At 42.6% G+C, this 16,551-nt stretch carries 15 protein-coding genes; 7 read left to right on the top strand and 8 right to left on the bottom strand.

The features are described 5' to 3' along the window. Nucleotides 1-113 precede the first annotated feature (113 nt). Nucleotides 114-1,169, top strand: a complete 1,056-nt coding sequence (locus tag B4K26_RS06405; RefSeq protein ID WP_296244248.1) for a rhodanese-related sulfurtransferase — start codon at nt 114-116, stop codon at nt 1,167-1,169. Nucleotides 1,170-1,443: 274 nt separating this feature from the next. Here the strand turns inward: B4K26_RS06405 and B4K26_RS06410 are convergent, their stop codons facing one another. The 3 genes from B4K26_RS06410 to serA all read right to left on the bottom strand — a co-directional run bounded on the left by B4K26_RS06410 (nt 1,444) and on the right by serA (nt 4,158). Beyond that, nucleotides 1,444-1,977: a DUF488 family protein gene (locus B4K26_RS06410; RefSeq protein WP_296244249.1), complete on the bottom strand. Its 534-nt coding sequence runs from the start codon at nt 1,975-1,977 to the stop codon at nt 1,444-1,446. Between the two features lie 291 nt (nt 1,978-2,268). Continuing rightward, on the bottom strand, nt 2,269-2,700 hold the full coding sequence (uraH, locus tag B4K26_RS06415; RefSeq protein WP_296244250.1) for a hydroxyisourate hydrolase: 432 nt from the start codon (nt 2,698-2,700) through the stop codon (nt 2,269-2,271). A 231-nt stretch (nt 2,701-2,931) separates the two neighbouring features. Continuing rightward, on the bottom strand, nt 2,932-4,158 hold the full coding sequence (gene serA / locus B4K26_RS06420) for a phosphoglycerate dehydrogenase (RefSeq protein WP_296244252.1): 1,227 nt from the start codon (nt 4,156-4,158) through the stop codon (nt 2,932-2,934). A 394-nt stretch (nt 4,159-4,552) separates the two neighbouring features. Between serA and B4K26_RS06425 the strand changes: the two genes are divergently transcribed. Continuing rightward, nucleotides 4,553-6,013: an FAD-binding oxidoreductase gene (locus B4K26_RS06425; RefSeq protein ID WP_296244253.1), complete on the top strand. Its 1,461-nt coding sequence runs from the start codon at nt 4,553-4,555 to the stop codon at nt 6,011-6,013. Between the two features lie 106 nt (nt 6,014-6,119). On the opposite strand, the gene B4K26_RS06430 is transcribed toward B4K26_RS06425, so the two are convergent. Further along, entirely contained in the window at nt 6,120-6,749 is a 630-nt protein-coding gene (locus tag B4K26_RS06430) for a BLUF domain-containing protein (protein WP_296244255.1), read from the bottom strand. Nucleotides 6,750-7,300: 551 nt separating this feature from the next. Here B4K26_RS06430 and B4K26_RS06435 point away from each other — a divergent pair. The 5 genes from B4K26_RS06435 to B4K26_RS06455 all read left to right on the top strand — a co-directional run bounded on the left by B4K26_RS06435 (nt 7,301) and on the right by B4K26_RS06455 (nt 14,217). Continuing rightward, nucleotides 7,301-8,938 (top strand): carbon-nitrogen hydrolase family protein, encoded by a 1,638-nt coding sequence (locus B4K26_RS06435; protein ID WP_296244257.1) that lies wholly within the window; start codon nt 7,301-7,303, stop codon nt 8,936-8,938. A 118-nt stretch (nt 8,939-9,056) separates the two neighbouring features. Next, the gene (locus B4K26_RS06440; protein WP_296244258.1) at nt 9,057-9,620 is read left to right on the top strand and encodes a protein disulfide oxidoreductase; all 564 of its coding nucleotides are present in this window, start codon (nt 9,057-9,059) and stop codon (nt 9,618-9,620) included. A gap of 312 nt (nt 9,621-9,932) precedes the next feature. Beyond that, nucleotides 9,933-12,791 carry an isoleucine--tRNA ligase gene (gene ileS / locus B4K26_RS06445; protein WP_296244259.1) on the top strand — a complete coding sequence of 953 codons (2,859 nt, stop codon included), beginning with the start codon at nt 9,933-9,935 and terminating at the stop codon, nt 12,789-12,791. After that, a complete protein-coding gene (gene lspA, locus B4K26_RS06450) occupies nt 12,784-13,422 on the top strand; it encodes a signal peptidase II (RefSeq protein WP_296244261.1) in 639 nt (212 codons plus the stop codon). Before ileS ends, lspA begins: the two co-directional genes overlap by 8 nt. 168 nt (nt 13,423-13,590) lie before the next feature. Then, nucleotides 13,591-14,217: an O-acetyl-ADP-ribose deacetylase gene (locus tag B4K26_RS06455; protein WP_296244262.1), complete on the top strand. Its 627-nt coding sequence runs from the start codon at nt 13,591-13,593 to the stop codon at nt 14,215-14,217. 30 nt (nt 14,218-14,247) lie between these two features. On the opposite strand, the gene B4K26_RS06460 is transcribed toward B4K26_RS06455, so the two are convergent. From B4K26_RS06460 to B4K26_RS06475, 4 genes are all read right to left on the bottom strand, one after another. Further along, nucleotides 14,248-14,922, bottom strand: coding sequence for a DUF1294 domain-containing protein (locus B4K26_RS06460; protein WP_296244263.1), 675 nt, complete (start codon nt 14,920-14,922; stop codon nt 14,248-14,250). A 200-nt stretch (nt 14,923-15,122) separates the two neighbouring features. After that, on the bottom strand, nt 15,123-15,548 hold the full coding sequence (locus tag B4K26_RS06465) for a hypothetical protein (protein ID WP_201590518.1): 426 nt from the start codon (nt 15,546-15,548) through the stop codon (nt 15,123-15,125). Continuing rightward, a complete protein-coding gene (locus B4K26_RS06470) occupies nt 15,545-16,075 on the bottom strand; it encodes a hypothetical protein (protein ID WP_296244265.1) in 531 nt (176 codons plus the stop codon). The genes B4K26_RS06465 and B4K26_RS06470 overlap by 4 nt, the downstream gene beginning before the upstream one ends. Before the next feature lie 11 nt (nt 16,076-16,086). After that, nucleotides 16,087-16,482 (bottom strand): hypothetical protein, encoded by a 396-nt coding sequence (locus B4K26_RS06475; protein ID WP_296244266.1) that lies wholly within the window; start codon nt 16,480-16,482, stop codon nt 16,087-16,089. Nucleotides 16,483-16,551 lie beyond the last annotated feature (69 nt).

Genomic DNA, 16,551 nt, shown 5'->3' on the forward strand with positions numbered 1-16,551 from the left:
TTTGTTAAACTACGCCCGCATTAGTCAATTCCACAATTGCGCTAGTGTTATATCTAATCTACATACTTAAACCCAATGCACTAGGTTTACGACCTAGCCAGCAGGAGAAAAACATGAGCACCTCACAAGCAACTAACGTTAAAGCATCAAACCATGCCACCGAATACGACAGCGTCACCAATAACATCGTCGTTGCCGCCCTCTATAAGTTCACCCGTTTTGCTGATTTTGAGCAATATCGCGAGTCAATTTTAAATACCATGCTGGATAACGACGTCAAAGGAACGCTATTAATTGCTAGCGAAGGTATTAACGGCACAATTTCTGGTAGCCGCCAAGGTATCGATAACGTCCTTGACTACTTGCGCAGTATCGAAGCGATTGGCAGCTTTACCTTTAAAGAGTCTTATACCGATGCCCAGCCTTTTTATCGCACTAAGGTAAAGCTTAAAAAAGAAATCGTCACCATGGGCGTTGAGAATATCGACCCGTTACAATCGGTAGGTCGCTACGTGAAGCCAAGCGAATGGAATGCGCTTATTTCAGACCCTGACGTTATCCTAATCGATACCCGTAACGATTATGAAGTGCAAATTGGTACCTTTCAAAATGCCATTAATCCAAATACCGAAACCTTCCGCGAGTTCCCAGAGTATGTGGCAAAAGAGCTCGATCCTGCGAAACATAAAAAAGTTGCGATGTTCTGTACCGGCGGTATCCGCTGTGAAAAATCGACAGCATTTATGCGCGAGCAAGGCTTTGAAGAGGTCTATCATTTAGAAGGCGGGATTTTAAAGTATTTAGAAGAAATTCCAGCCAGCGAGTCTATGTGGCAAGGTGATTGCTTTGTCTTTGACAACCGTGTGTCGGTCAATCATAACCTAGAAAAAGGCAACTATGAACAATGCTTTGCTTGCCGAATGCCGATTACTCAAGAGGATATGCAAAGCGCTGCCTATATTAAAGGCGAATCGTGCCCGCATTGTATCGATAAAGCAACCGAGGAACAAAAAGCCCGTTTTCGTGAACGCGAGCATCAAATGCAGCTAGCAAAAAGACGCGGCGAAGCGCATATCGGTAGCGACGTCATTGACGTGATTGAAAAGCGCAAAGCGGCTAAGATTGAAGCTCGCCGTCAAGCGGAAGCCGCCAATAAAGCCAAAGCTTAATAAGTTAAATCAACCAAAGCTTAACGGCATTAAGGTTTATTAAATAAGAGTTATAAAAAAAGAGGTCACTAGCGCCTCTTTTTTTTGTTCCTTTTATTTATATTAGGGCGTGTCCTCATTTTAAAAATGGTGATAAAAATGAGGTAAATTGCCGTCAAGCAAGGAAAATAGTGCAGATAATATCGAGATATTACCTAGCTATTTGACGCTGTTTGGCAAAATTTAACCATTTTTAGCCCATTTAGATTGCTATCGGTTAAATTGAGGACACGCTCTACACTGCTGGATAAACCACTTGGCCTTGACTATTTAGCTCAGCCCCTGGTGTTGGCTTGGCAGGATCTAAGCGACCAACGCCCATAATATGCTCTACCCTATCGCCTCTCAGCAGTAAATAATCGGTAATGATACGTCGATGGCAACGCCACCAAACTGCTTCAGAGCACATAAGGGTAAGACGCTGTTTTTTTCCGAGTTGAATGAGTTGGTCGAGGGCTGCTTGAAAAGTATCACTTAACGCATAATCCGCATAGTTATGAAAAGCTTGCACACGCCATAGATTATTAATGTCTTCATCGACTTGCTTTTGCTTTGGACGTCGCCCACCAAGGTCGGCGCAGTGCTGATAACTGATGCCAACTTGACTGAGCGCTTGCGGAAAAGTATCGATATTAAAATCAGGGTTGGTACGTGAACGGGGAAAGCTGCGCACATCAATGAGCAGTTCGATATCGGCTGCTTGAAGCATCTCAATCAGCTCCTCAAGGCTACGGGTCGAATGTCCAATAGTATAGAATGTGGTGGTCATGAGTTAAGCCATTATCGTTTTGGATTTTATTATTTTTGAATTTTATTGTTGTCGTCTTATGTTGAATGGTTCAATGGTTTTACTCATTCAATATTAACCAGCTTGAACTTGCTCAATCATTAGGACTTTTGTATGACTATGATGGCGAAGGCCGTTAATGCTGCAAAATCGATCAAAGCAAAGCAAAATAATCTAAATTTTTGCTGTTTATAACGCTACCCAACATAAAAAAAGAGAGCCTTAACTAAGCCCCTCTTTTTTGACGTTTACAATGCGTTTTATCGAATACTATCAGCTTCCACGGTAAGTACTGTAGCCATAAGGTGATAAAGTAATAGGAACATGGTAGTGATTATCGCCTTCGATATTGAAATTCACTTCAACGTAGGGATAAAAGGATTTTAAACCTTGGTTGTGAAAATAAGGGGTGGTCTCAAATATAAGCTTATATGTGCCGTCATGCTCGACGCCGTCTTGGTTTGGTAAAAAGTTACCAATACGACCACTCTCATCAGTCTTTTGCGTATTCAGTAATTTCCAACTACCTGTCTTTTCTTGCATCATCAGTCTTACATTGACGTTTGGCGCTGGTTTGCCAGTACTAATGTCCAAGATATGACTGGATAATTGATACTTGTCTTGGTCGCCTGCCGCATAACTTGCGGTCGCGCCCAGAGCCAATACACTGCCTAATGCAGCAGCTTTTATTATAGTTCTTTTCATAAAAACCCTTATATAGAGTTTGATTTGATTTACTGAACGATTATTAGTGTAGTATAAGTTGTTATAGACACATCATTGTAAAGAAGATGTTAATTTATATAGTGGGTTTTTATAGGATGTGCCTGTCGTGCTAATCAGTTCGCCATCAAAACAAATAACAAAAAAATAGCAGGCAACCAGTTTGGTTATCTGCTATCGATAGGCGAGTACTTCGTTTTAAATTAAGACTATTTAAAATAAAATACGTACACGAATCGTTTCTTCAACATCTTTAAGCTGATCTAACGCCGCTGTTGAGTCGTTATAATCGACATCCATGACAAGATAACCAACGTCACCTTCAGTCATTAGGCTTTGCGCTAAGATATTAATATTTGCTTCAGCAAACAGACGGTTAATCTGTGACAATACGCCTGGGACGTTTTTATGGATATGAAGCAGACGATGCGAGCCTTCTTTAAACGGCAGAGAAACTTCTGGGAAATTGACGGCTGTTGCTGTATCGCCTTGGTCAGAGTATCGAACGAACTTATCTGCAACTTCAAGACCGATATTGGCTTGCGCTTCTTGCGTTGAACCACCGATATGCGGCGTCAAGATAACGTTATCGAATTTACGCAGTGGTGACTCAAACTCTTCGTCAGCAGATTTTGGCTCTTTTGGGAACACGTCAATCGCTGCGCCCAATACTTTACCTGACTCAAGCACTGCCGCCAAATCATTAATTTCAACACAGGTACCGCGCGCCGCATTAATAAAGTAGCTGCCATCTTTCATATGAGCAAATTGCTCAGCTTTCATCATATAGCGAGTACTTGGAACATCAGGAACATGCAAGGTGACGATATCAGCGGTTGATAATAACTCTTCTAAGCTACCTACTTGCACGGCGTTACCGAGTGGCAATTTGGTCACAACATCATGATAGATGACTTTCATACCGAAGCTTTCTGCCAATACCGACAATTGCGAGCCGATAGAGCCATATCCTACGATACCGATGGTTTTGCCGCGAACTTCGTGTGAATTAGTCGCAGATTTGCCCCAGCCGCCACGATGAACGGTTGCATTTTTTTCAGGGATACCACGGTATAGCATAATGGCTTCAGCCAATACTAGCTCAGCGACCGAGCGGGTGTTCGAATATGGCGCGTTAAAGACAGGAATACCTAAATCACGAGCAGCGTCTAAGTCTACTTGGTTGGTACCGATACAAAAGCAGCCAATACCGATAAGCTTGTGGGCGTGCTCTAAGACTTCACGCGTCAGCTGCGTGCGCGAGCGGATACCGATGAAGTGAGCATCTTTAATCTTTTCGATCAGCTCATCTTGATCTAAGGCGTGACTAATATTCTCGATGTTATGATAACCAGCCCCTTCCAATACTTTTAACGCATTGTCATGTAGACCTTCAAGCAATAAAAACCGGATCTTGTCTTTTTGTAGTGATAACGCCATGTGAGAACTGTCCTATAATTGTCTTATAAAAATCATCAGTGGGATAAGGCTGATGGATGAAACGAAAACAGTCTGGATATCTTACACAAAATTCGGCAGCGATGTTAGCAGATTAGATGAATTATTGCTTACCAAGCCTGAAAACTTTTTATGCTATAGTGAATCATGGTATATAAAACTTATAACCAAACCTTATTAAACTGTTTTTAATGATTTAGGTGAGACAGATAGTTGCGTGACGGCATATCTATCTATCATTGCTCTACTTGCTCGCTTATACTTATCTAAACCTAATTATTTATATAAACACAGTTGTCACCGTTTCGTTATATCCATTTAGCGATATAATAATCCCTTTTATGCATAGCGCTTACGTTTCTGCCGAGATTTGACCATGACCTCTTTAGCCAGCCAAAGCAACACTACCAATCAAAACGACCCTACAACTTATTCTGCTGCTGTTCAAAGCATTTTAAGCAGTTTACTTGATACTCATCAGTTTGACGCCAGCCAAATCAAAACCGACAGTGAAAGTTTAGAGCATTGGGGCAAAGACTGGACCAAGCATTTCGCTCCAGCTGCCGCTGCGATTGTCTTTCCAAAGACCACTGAGCAAGTGCAAGCGATTGTACTCCTTGCCAATGAGCATAATGTCGTCCTCACCCCAAGTGGTGGTCGTACCGGTCTGTCTGCTGGCGCGGTCGCTGCTAATGGGGAAATTGTCGTTAGTATGGATAAGATGAACCGTATTGGGCAGTTCTACCCTGCCGACCGTATGGTTGAGATTGAAGCCGGCGTCGTCACTGAGCAGCTACAATTGTTTGCTGAATCAAAAGACCTCTACTACCCTGTTGACTTTGCCTCAGCAGGCTCCAGTCAAATCGGCGGTAATATCGGTACCAATGCCGGCGGTATTAAAGTCATTCGCTATGGCATGACCCGTCAATGGATTATGGGATTAACGGTCGTCACTGGTAAAGGTGATATCTTGCAGCTCAACCGGGGAATGGTGAAAAACGCCACCGGTTATGATTTGCGTCAACTCTTTATCGGTAGTGAAGGTACGCTAGGATTAGTGACCCATGCCCAAATCAAACTTGAGCGTCAGCCACAAAACTTAAACGTCATGGTCTTAGGCATGGACAGTTTTAACGATGTGATGAATGTGCTGTCTGCCTTTCAAGCAAAAATTGATTTGACTGCTTTTGAGTTTTTTGATGATGTGGCGATTGATAAGTTAATGGCGCATGGCCAAGTTCAAGAGCCGTTTGAATCGCGAACCAAGTTTTATACGCTGCTAGAGTTTGAAGCACCTTATGAGCCTATCATGGATAAAGCCATGGCAATCTTCGAGCAGTGCATGGAGCAAGGCTGGATTGTTGATGGGGTGATGAGTCAAAGTATTGCGCAAGCGGAAGAGCTGTGGAAGCTACGTGAATATATATCAGAAACCATTTCAGTATTCACCCCTTATAAAAACGATGTTTCGGTATTAATCAGCTACGTTCCTGAATTTATCGCTGAGATTGATCATATCGTCAGCAGTAACTATCCTGACTTTGAAGTCTGCTGGTTTGGTCATATCGGCGATGGAAATTTGCATTTGAATATATTAAAGCCTGAAAACATGAGTAAAGATGATTTCTTTAGCGAATGTCAAATTGTCAATAAATACGTGTTTGAGACGGTGCAAAAATATGGTGGCTCGGTATCCGCTGAGCATGGCGTTGGAATGACCAAAAAGCCGTATCTAAACTATAGTCGCAGCGAAACTGAGATTGAATATTTAAAAGCGGTCAAAAAAGTCTTTGATCCAAATAGTATTATGAACCGTGGTAAGATTTTTGATTTGTAATTGGTTTAACTTACTATTATTGCAATAAGTTTGATGACATAAAAAAAGACGCTAAACGTTAAGTCTGGCGTCATTTTTTATGGTTATTTGAACAAAATAGTATGACTTACAAATACAACAGTACCAAACCGACGACTAACAGTACACTTAAAAAACCTTGCACAACTAAAAAGGCTTGATGCGGAGCGGCGATATGGCGCACCATATTACCGAACGCATTGTAAGTAATGCCAGCGGCTTTGATATGAGGCGGGGTATCAAAGGTTTTAATAACTTGCAAAAATTTCTCGGTACGCTCGGCTGACCAACCGTTCGGCGCAAAGGGTAAATATGGCGACAATTGAGCCGCTTGCTTTTTAGTAGCTGGCGACCAAAGCCAACGCTCCAAAAACAGCAAACGCATCCGCCAATCAGCAAAGCTACGATGACTGATCGTTTGTAAGAGCAATACTTGCACGTTTTTATGGCGCTTATCCGCAAAAATACGCCGTGTCAGTGCCGCTACCTTGGCCTTTTCGCCTTCCATACATTGTAAAAAATGGCCATTTCCATAACACAATGTCCCTGTAATGCCGTGCTGCTCATTATAATCGCGCGCGTGACCTTCTACTTCACCGAATATTGTGGCGCTCAAACGCGAGCGCACTGTCAGGCTGCTAACATAAACCAGCTGTATCAATGCTGTGTCGTCTATTTCATCTAATTTGCTAAAGGCACTAGGATGAGTTAGAAGCATAATAAAAATCCTAAAAGGTCACTTTTAAAAGTAACCGAAAAAATGACGCTGGTACTTATCAAACTCTTAATCTACAAAAAATAGTGGCTCACAAAAACCTAGCAAATAGTTACGCCGCTTTGACTGTTATTAGTTACTAGGCTTGTTATCATAAGCACCGCACTATCAGTCATAATGACGTTTAATAGCATTTAAAATGGATTGGTTAGCACAACCGCACAACCTTATAAAATAAAGACAGAATGCAGCGCCGAGGTAGTCACTTGCAAATATGCTAAATCGCCTCATTAAAATGAATAACAACAGAGGCAAGTGTTATAACTTATTGTAAATACAAAGATAATTGATTGTAACGATTATATGAGCCTATTGATATACTTTTCTTGCGATTGATGCACAAGAAACGATGCGTTAGCGTCTACCTTTAATGATTGCCTCATCGCATTCATATCATGACCTTTTCGCCATTTTCTATGATTCATATTTTATAACCAGATTTTTCTGATTAACTTTATTAACAACCGTTTATTACAGCGACAGACAGGAACTCTATGAGCAAGATAGAAAAACTAGACGACTTTCACCTCACGATTGCTGAGATTAAGAAAAAAGATTACCCGCAACTTAAAGCTTTGATGGATCGCGTTTATGTCAATTTGGGCGGCGCATGGTCAAAAAATACCATTCATACTTTGATTGACGCCTTTCCTGAAGGGCAAATTGCTTTATTTGACCATGACGAGCTGATTGGCATCGTGCTCTCTATGCGCGTTGATTATGCCAAGTTTTCTAACCCGCATACTTATGATGATTTAATTGGTCATAAAGAAATCATCAGAGATAACCCAGAAGGTGATGCGATTTATGGCTTAGACGCCTTAATTGACCCTGAGTATCGTGGCTATCGATTGGGTCGTAGGTTATATGACGCGCGTAAAGAGCTGTGCCGTCAGCTCAACTTCCGCGCTATTTTGGCCGGTGGTCGTATTCCCAATTATCATAATCACCAAGATTTGACGCCTGGTGAATATATCGAAGCCGTTGAATCGCGTGAAATCCATGATTCTGCGCTGTCTTTTCAGTTATCAAACGGTTTTATTGTTAAGCGGATTTTGACCGCGTATTTGCCAGATGATGCGCAATCTAAGGGTTTTGCGACGCTACTTGAATGGGCGAATATTTATTATGAGCCGCAAGATTATAAGCCGAACACGCGTAAATCTGAGGTGCGTATTGGCGGTATACAATGGCAAATGCGTGAGGTTGAGTCACCTGAAGAACTGTTGCAACAAGTTGAGTTCTTTGTCGATATCATGGCCGATTACAATTCCGACTTTGCTTGCTTGCCGGAGTTTTTTAATGCGCCATTGATGGGACTGTGTGAATCTACCGATCAAAACGTCGCGATTCGCTTTTTGGCTGGTTATACCGAGTGGTTTAAAAATGAGATATCGCATCTAGCAGTCAGTTATAACGTCAACGTTATTACCGGCTCTATGCCCTTCTTAGACGAAGAAGACACTTTATACAACGTCAGCTATCTGTGCCGCCGTGATGGCACGGTCGAAGAGCAACGTAAAATCCATATTACGCCGCACGAGCGTAGCGCTTGGGTCATTGAAGGCGGCGATGAGGTTAAGGTTTTTGATACCGATGCTGGTCGTATCGGTATCTTGGTTTGCTATGACGTTGAGTTTCCTGAGCTTGCCCGTCTAATGGCGCTTGATGATATGGATATTTTGTTCGTGCCATTTTGGACAGATACCCAGAATGGCTATCTACGTGTGCGCCACTGCGCTCAGGCTCGTGCGATTGAAAACGAATGCTACGTGATGATTTGCGGCTCAGTCGGCAACTTACCACAAGTTGAAAGCTTAGACATTCAATATGCGCAGTCGTCTATTTTCTCGCCATCAGATTTTGCCTTCCCCCACGATGCGATTATGGCGGAAACAACGCCTAACACGGAGATGGTATTCTTCTCGGACTTAAACCTAGATAAACTTACTCACGTCCGTCACGAAGGCTCAGTCCATAACTTAATCGACCGCCGTGATGATTTATTTAGCTTAAAATGGAAGAGAAAAGCCAAAGTTCCAGCAAGTAAATTGTCGGACGCCGAGCGCCGTGAAAATTCCGGTAGCGTGCTTATTGGAGATCCACTGCAAGATCGCGCGCAAAAGCCTTAAGCGCTTATGTTAAAAAACAATCATTAAAAATAACAACCTAGAAATTATAATAATACGGCTGACCATTCAGCCGTTTATTTTTATCTATTAAAAATTTGAGAGCAAAAAAGCAGCTACTATGACGACTGACATTCATACCGATATCAATAAAAAAATTTCGAAGCCAAAAAAAACGCCTAAGCAAAAGCTATTGTCTGTTGCTAAAAACCTGCTTATATATGGCTTGGCATTTGCGATCATTTATATGGCGATTAACTGGTGGCGCCAACCGGTCATGCCAGCCAATCCGCAATTGCAATTAACCGACTATCAAGGTCAAAGCGTTGACTTAGCAGCGCTAAGTCAGGCTAAGCCAACGCTGGTATATTTTTGGGGAACCTGGTGTCCGATTTGTCGAGTGACGTCGCCGACGATAGACAAACTTGCCGCCACAAATAATTATCCTGTGGTAACGATTGCCATTAAATCCGGCTCTAATCAAGAATTGCATGGCTATCTTGCCGAGCACAATTACCGCTTTACCACTATCAATGACCAAGGAGGTGAGATATTCGCCGATTGGCAAGGGCAAGTGACGCCGTCTTATGTGGTGTTAAAAAATGGTGAAATGACGCAAGGTTTGACCGGTATTCAGCCGCTTTGGTCACTTAAATTACGCTTGTGGTTATCAGAAGTTTTTTAGCCCGTAGTCAGACGATACCGGTCAGCTCTTTTTACCCTACTCGTTTTGTCATATAATAGCTGCCGTTATCCTATTCCCTTTTCTAATTATTCTGCTAAAAATATTTTTTGTTGCAATCGTCTCATTAGCATTTATGATGGACATGAAGATTTACACTCAAGTTATAAGCAATATATTTTGCCCCATGTTTTTTAAGCAAATTTTTCCAAGTAAAAACTAGCATCGATTATCCAATATTTGACCCCATATATCTTTAATCTTACGCCTGAATTTAAACGCAACCTTTAACCATCATCTTATAAGACACCTTCTATGACTGATAAAAGTACCGATACGCCAAGCCACGATTATAAAGACACCCTAAACCTTGCTGATACGCCATTTGCCATGCGTGCAAACCTTGCCAAACGTGAGCCAGACTGGCTAGCGGCTTGGGAAGCGGACGACGTGTACGGTAAAATTCGTACGGCGCGGGCGGGCGCGACCAAATACATTTTGCACGATGGCCCTCCATACGCCAATGGTCAGATTCACTTAGGTCATGCGGTCAATAAAGTGCTCAAAGACATTATCGTGAAGTCAAAAACCTTGTCAGGCTATGATGCGCCTTATGTGCCGGGTTGGGACTGTCATGGTCTGCCTATCGAGCAAAAAGTCGAAGCCAAAGTCGGTAAAGTTGGTCAAAAAGTCTCTGCAACTGAATTCCGTGGTCTATGTCGTGAATATGCGAGCACACAAGTTGAATTGCAAAAAGCGGACTTTAAACGTCTGGGCGTGTTTGGTGATTGGGATAACCCTTATCTCACCATGAACTTCCACCAAGAAGCCAACATCGTTCGCGCGCTTGCCAAGATTTATGACAATGGTCACGTGACCCGCGGTATGAAGCCTGTTAACTGGTGCTTGGATTGTAGCTCTGCCCTAGCTGAAGCGGAAGTTGAATATCAAGATAAAGTTTCAGACGCCATTTATGTGAGCTTTGATATATTGGATACCGATAAGGTCGCAGCGTTGAGTAACATCGACGGCAATATCGCTGCTATTATCTGGACCACGACGCCTTGGACTTTGCCTGCTAACCAAGCCATCTCGGTTCACCCTGAGCATGACTATAGTGTGGTGGCGACTGCCAAAGGTAATTTCTTATTAGCGACTGACTTGGTTGAAAGCGCATTAAGCGAGTTTAAACTGAGTAACGATGGCATTCTAGCTACCGTATCAGGACGCGAGCTTGAAGGTCTGCGCGCCCAGCATCCATTGATTAGCAACCGCCAAGTGCCATTAATTTTAGGCGATCATGTGACCACTGATAGCGGTACTGGCCTTGTCCATACGGCACCCGGTCACGGTCTTGACGATTATATTGTTGGTCTAAAGTACAACTTACCTGTTGAAAATCCAGTCAGTGGTACGGGCGTTTATTTAGACAGCGCCGCGGTATTTGCGGGTGAGCATATTTATAAGGCCAATCCGCAAATCATTGCCGCTCTGCATGATAACGGCCATTTAATCAGCCATACCAAAATTGAGCACAGCTATCCGCATTGCTGGCGTCATAAGTCGCCGATTATTTTCCGCGCAACGCCGCAGTGGTTTATCAGTATGGAAGTCGAGGGCTTACGTGAGCGTGCGCTTGCCGACATTCCATCGGTCAATTGGACGCCAGCGTGGGGACAAAACCGCATTGAAGCGATGATGACCGGTCGTCCAGATTGGTGTATCTCACGCCAGCGTACGTGGGGCGTGCCGATTACCTTTTTCACTCATAAAGAAACCGGCGAGCTGCATCCTAATACGCTTGAGCTGATGGAAGTGGCCGCGCAAAAAATCGCTGCAGGCGGCGTTGAAGCTTGGTTCGATGCCAGCTGTGAAGACTTTTTAGGGGCGGAAGCGGCAGATTATGATAAAGCGACCGACACTTTAGACGTTTGGTTCGATTCAGGAACAACGCATTTTACCGTTCTTGAACAGCGCGATGAATTAACCAATCCGGCTGACATGTATTTAGAAGGCTCGGATCAACATCGCGGTTGGTTCCAGACCTCATTACTTACATCTGAAGCGATGTACCAGCGCCCGCCGTTTAAGCAAGTATTGACCCATGGTTTTGTCGTTGATGAAAACGGTCGCAAGATGAGCAAATCACTTGGCAATATCATCACGCCGCAAGACGAGATTAATAAAACGGGCGCAGATATGCTGCGTTTGTGGATTGCCTCAAGCGACTATCGTTATGAGATGAGCGCGGGTAAAACGGTGTTCAAAGGCGCAATCGATATGTATCGCCGAATCCGTAATACTTTGCGCTTCTTGCTGGCCAATACCGACGACTTTGATCCAGCGACCAACAGCATTGATATTAATGAGCTGGTCAGCCTTGATAAATTTATCATTGAACGTGCCCAAACGGTACAAGCACAAATCATCAGCGCTTATGATGCGATGGACTTTCACCAAGTCACCCAGTATGTCACCGCATTTTGCTCGCAGGATTTAGGCAGCTTCTATTTAGATATTATCAAAGACCGTCAGTACACGACTCAGACTGATGGTCAGCCGCGTCGCTCTGCGCAAACGGCTATTTACCATATCGCTCATGCGTTGATTCGCTGGATTACGCCGATTTTATCATTCACCGCCCAAGAAGCATGGGAAGTACTAGAAGGTAAAAATGGTAATGACGCCGGATACGTGTTTACCGAAGCATGGTATGAATTCCCAGCGTTTGAGTTAAGTGCTATCAGTAGCGACGACTGGCAACGTATCATGCAGGCAAAAGATAGCGTCAATAAACATATCGAAACGGCGCGCGGTGAAAAAATTATCAATGCCAACTTATCAGCTGCCGTAGACTTATATGCCGATGGCGCGATGTATGACAGCTTGGCTAAGCTTGGTGAAGAGCTGCGTTTTGTATTGATTACCAGTAGCGCAACATTGAAGACAATGAGCGACGCCCCTGTCGATAAAGCCAATTTAAAAGTGCAAACTGAAAATAGTGCGGATGAATCAGCAGATTTATTGGTTGATGTTAGCGCAGCCTCTGGCACTAAATGCGTTCGCTGTTGGCATATCCGTGACGATATCGGTACAGACGCGGCACACCCTGAATTATGCGCACGCTGCGTAACCAACGTCAGCGGCGATGGTGAGGTACGCCACTATGCCTAATTCTACGCCTAATCCGACAGACTCATCGGAAAATAAGCGGCCACAGGTCGAGATTGATCATTCGCCTAAACCTGCGCACGCGACTACGGGCAGCTCAACCACGCCTAAAGGCCGTCTGAGTAAGACACCAAAGATGGCGGCTAATGGCAGCCACGCCTTCCTGTGGTATTTGCTATCGTTGGTTGTCATCATTATCGATCAGTGGACAAAATGGTTGGCGCAAACGAAGCTGAACTTCCTTGAGCCCGTTCCTGTGATTGAGCCTTTCTTGAATTGGACGCTCGCTTATAACTATGGCGCAGCGTTTAGCTTCTTAGCAGATCAAGCTGGCTGGCAAAAATGGTTTTTTGCGGGATTGGCACTTGTAATGTCGCTGTTTTTAATCGGTTATTTAATTAAAGCGCCGCGTAAAGCTAAGCTGTTATCGTTAGGTCTCGCTTTAGTATTAGGCGGTGCAATTGGCAACCTGATTGACCGCTTGTTACATGGTCACGTGATTGACTTTATTCATGTGCATTACGCCGACGTTTGGCATTATCCCATCTTTAATATTGCTGATATTGGTATTTGTATTGGGGTGGCGCTGATTGTGATTGATATGCTATTTTTAGAAAAGAAACGCAACGTTTAAATCATACATATATGAGAACTTTGCAAATAGGCTACCAAATCGGTAGCCTATTTTTTTGTGCCTTTTTAAGATTTAGAATTCTGATGCTTCTTGATAACGTAAGCGATATAGTCGAGCTTCGCTAAAAACGCTAAAGTATATTAAGTTCAATATAAAAAGGGTGCTGCTATGTCTGATAATCAAAAGTCTCCTAGTCAAACATCTAATCAACAAAAAAAACCTATTGCTCAAAAGCAAATTTCTGCTGCTAATGAAAATAATAAGCACACTATTACTTTATCAGTGTTACAAGCTGATATCACTACCTTAAATGTTGATGCGATTGTCAATGCGGCCAATTCAAGCTTGCTTGGTGGCGGCGGTGTTGATGGCGCGATTCATCGGGCAGCTGGACGCGAGTTGTTAGCCTATTGTCGTACATTGAATGGTTGCCAGACGGGCAATGCTAAAATCAGTCCAGCATTTAATCTACCTTGTCAGTACGTCATTCATACAGTAGGCCCTGTTTGGCACGGTGGCAATCGTCATGAGCCAGAGCTGCTTTCTAGCTGTTATAAAGAGTCACTAAATTTAGTGGTTCAAAATAACTTAAGCAGCATTGCTTTTCCGTCCATTAGCACAGGCGTTTATGGTTACCCAATCGAAAAAGCGGCAGAAATTGCTATTAATACGGTACAAGATTATCTACGAAATAGTTTAGAAAAAACGGCTGAGTCTCCAATTCGTGAAGTTATTTTTTGCTGTTTTTCAACTACTGATGCGGCGGTTTACAAGCGGGTTTTAGAAGAAAACTGAAAACAGGACAAAAAAAGAAACAAAGCGTGCTTATAATAATCCTTCTAATGCCGTTAACCCACCGCCTACCATCATAAATAACAACCCTGCTAGATTAATAATGACGGTCAAATAATAAACGATACGAAATTCCGGCTTTTGTGATTTATGTCGCAAATAAGTCTGTGCGACCATTGCACCGACCCAACCACCCAGCGCACTTAACAGATGCAGCGTTGATTCAGGCGTTCGCCAGTCACCACCTTGGGCAGCGGCTTTATCTTTGGCATACATGCCATAGGTGATGACGCCTAGTGCGGCATACCAAGCAACAATCAGCCAACTTAGCTTATTCATGACCGCCAATAAAATTAAAACGCCATAAAATCCGATACCAAGAAACAAACGTTTCTTTTGCCCAGCTTCAAATTCTGCTTGGGCATTACGTTTGTGGTTTCGCTGACGGATTTTCTGATTCTTTTGCGCCATTTTTTGTTGTACAAAGCTGAGTTCTTGCACGTCCTTTGCTTGCAGGCGTCCCTGATTGTCTTGCTCCACTGTAAAAACCACTTGCTCGCCAATAGTAGGACGACGCTGGGCTTTAAACGCGCTAACATGAAAAAACACCGACTCACCCGCCGCAGTTTCGATAAAACCAAAACCTTTATCGTCTTGCCATTTTTTAATATGGCCTTGTTTTCTTATATTTATCTGCTTAGTTTTCATAAATGTATACTTTTTGATTTTAATGATTGTTAACGACCATTATATAACCTTCCCGCGCTCATAAAAAAAGCTAAGAGCATTACTCTTAGCTTTTTTAATACCTGTAAAGTTTCTCATAATATATAGAAGATTATACATATCAAACAAAGAAGAAAAATATAAAGTAATTTTACTTATTTAATTGCTTGTTTAATAGAATTCTACTCTACAGCGTTAGCTGATAAGAAAAGCGACTTTGATAAAGATGAAAAAAAGTCTTGATATATCTTAGGATTTTCGATTGGTTTTAAGTTGTACTGCGCGTTTGCTCTAACGATCGTAGATTTTTTTGTAGATGAAGGTCGTGCAGTTACCGTCATTCTAACCTTGTTCCCTTTGTACAGCCTAGTAGCTGAAACCGTACCAAGATCAGTGTCAGCCTTATCAATTACAAAACTCAAGTCTTGTAGTGTTGATATGACATTTCTGATAACGATAGTTCTATCACTAGTATCAAAAGATCTAGTTTGCATACTACGTGACTCTACTTGATTGTCTGCTCCCAAAATCCTAGCGTCATGCGTTGTAGCACAACTAGTAATCAGAGTTAGACAAGCTGCAAAGAAAGCTATTTTTAATGTACTCATATTTGTTGAGCCTCTAGAAATACTGATTTGGACAGTTTGGTAAAGAACTCACTGTATAGCTCTTCAGTTTTCATTGTTTCGACTTTAGTTTCTTGTCCTTGTGTATTTATCACAATGCGTTGGAAAGTAGCTCTAGCCAAATAACCATTCTTATTATTTTTAGACGGCAACGTTACGAAACTAACTTTTATCTGTTGCTGGCTATCAATCGACATATTTGCGCTAAGAAACACAGCTGCTAATACAGCGCCTGCCACCTGCGCATTATTAGTAGCATCTACGGTTTTAGATGCAGTAATAACGCCTGACTTCGTTTCTGTCTCATCAATTGAATAGCCCATGTCTTGCAACACTGCTACTCCAGCTGAAAGAAGTTCTAGTTCATTATCTGTTTCAAAGAACCTCGACTGCATTTGTCGATCTTGTAGTGAAGTTTCTGCTACTTGAAATAAATCTTCTGGTGCAGTTGTTGCACAACCTGTCATTCCTAAAGTACAAGCAATAAATATATATTTAAGATTTTTCATTCAGTATGCCTTTAGAATTTTGAAGAATGGTAAGCAAAGTCTCTTACCAAGTTTTGCTCATCAAATTTTATTATGATTGTCAGTGTTCTTTGTGATCTAGAAGATGCACCTGAACTAGTCTGGCCACCAGCTAACACAGCAAACACCCAACCCGTACTTGATGACTGCACAGTATCTGTTGCTACTTTATCGTAAACCCAAACTTCTCTTCTTTGATCGTCTGTAGAAACCATGTTTGGGGAACCAAGCGCCTGTAATACATCCGCGCCACTCATTCCAACTTTGATCTGTTTCTGAACAGCTCCTACTGAGATGTTCCCATTACTTTGTACTTGCTCAGCATGCTGTGAGGCTGAAACACAGCCACCAATGGATAAAGCGGCTAGTAGCGTTAATATAACTTTCATTTCTCTTCCTCTAGAATTAACAAATAATTTAGCTAGACTGCTTAATTATCTAGGGCGTGTCATCAATTA

Source organism: Psychrobacter sp. UBA6766, assembly GCF_002453355.1.
Classification (GTDB): domain Bacteria; phylum Pseudomonadota; class Gammaproteobacteria; order Pseudomonadales; family Moraxellaceae; genus Psychrobacter.

Coding starts and splice junctions, on each gene's coding strand:
- lspA (WP_296244261.1), top strand. CDS start 12,784: ATGCCTAATTCTACGCCTAATCCGACAGACTCATCGGAAAATAAGCGG.
- uraH (WP_296244250.1), bottom strand. CDS start 2,700: ATGAAAAGAACTATAATAAAAGCTGCTGCATTAGGCAGTGTATTGGCT.
- B4K26_RS06405 (WP_296244248.1), top strand. CDS start 114: ATGAGCACCTCACAAGCAACTAACGTTAAAGCATCAAACCATGCCACC.
- serA (WP_296244252.1), bottom strand. CDS start 4,158: ATGGCGTTATCACTACAAAAAGACAAGATCCGGTTTTTATTGCTTGAA.
- B4K26_RS06410 (WP_296244249.1), bottom strand. CDS start 1,977: ATGACCACCACATTCTATACTATTGGACATTCGACCCGTAGCCTTGAG.
- ileS (WP_296244259.1), top strand. CDS start 9,933: ATGACTGATAAAAGTACCGATACGCCAAGCCACGATTATAAAGACACC.
- B4K26_RS06460 (WP_296244263.1), bottom strand. CDS start 14,922: ATGAAAACTAAGCAGATAAATATAAGAAAACAAGGCCATATTAAAAAA.
- B4K26_RS06430 (WP_296244255.1), bottom strand. CDS start 6,749: ATGCTTCTAACTCATCCTAGTGCCTTTAGCAAATTAGATGAAATAGAC.
- B4K26_RS06475 (WP_296244266.1), bottom strand. CDS start 16,482: ATGAAAGTTATATTAACGCTACTAGCCGCTTTATCCATTGGTGGCTGT.
- B4K26_RS06425 (WP_296244253.1), top strand. CDS start 4,553: ATGACCTCTTTAGCCAGCCAAAGCAACACTACCAATCAAAACGACCCT.
- B4K26_RS06455 (WP_296244262.1), top strand. CDS start 13,591: ATGTCTGATAATCAAAAGTCTCCTAGTCAAACATCTAATCAACAAAAA.
- B4K26_RS06470 (WP_296244265.1), bottom strand. CDS start 16,075: ATGAAAAATCTTAAATATATATTTATTGCTTGTACTTTAGGAATGACA.
- B4K26_RS06435 (WP_296244257.1), top strand. CDS start 7,301: ATGAGCAAGATAGAAAAACTAGACGACTTTCACCTCACGATTGCTGAG.
- B4K26_RS06440 (WP_296244258.1), top strand. CDS start 9,057: ATGACGACTGACATTCATACCGATATCAATAAAAAAATTTCGAAGCCA.
- B4K26_RS06465 (WP_201590518.1), bottom strand. CDS start 15,548: ATGAGTACATTAAAAATAGCTTTCTTTGCAGCTTGTCTAACTCTGATT.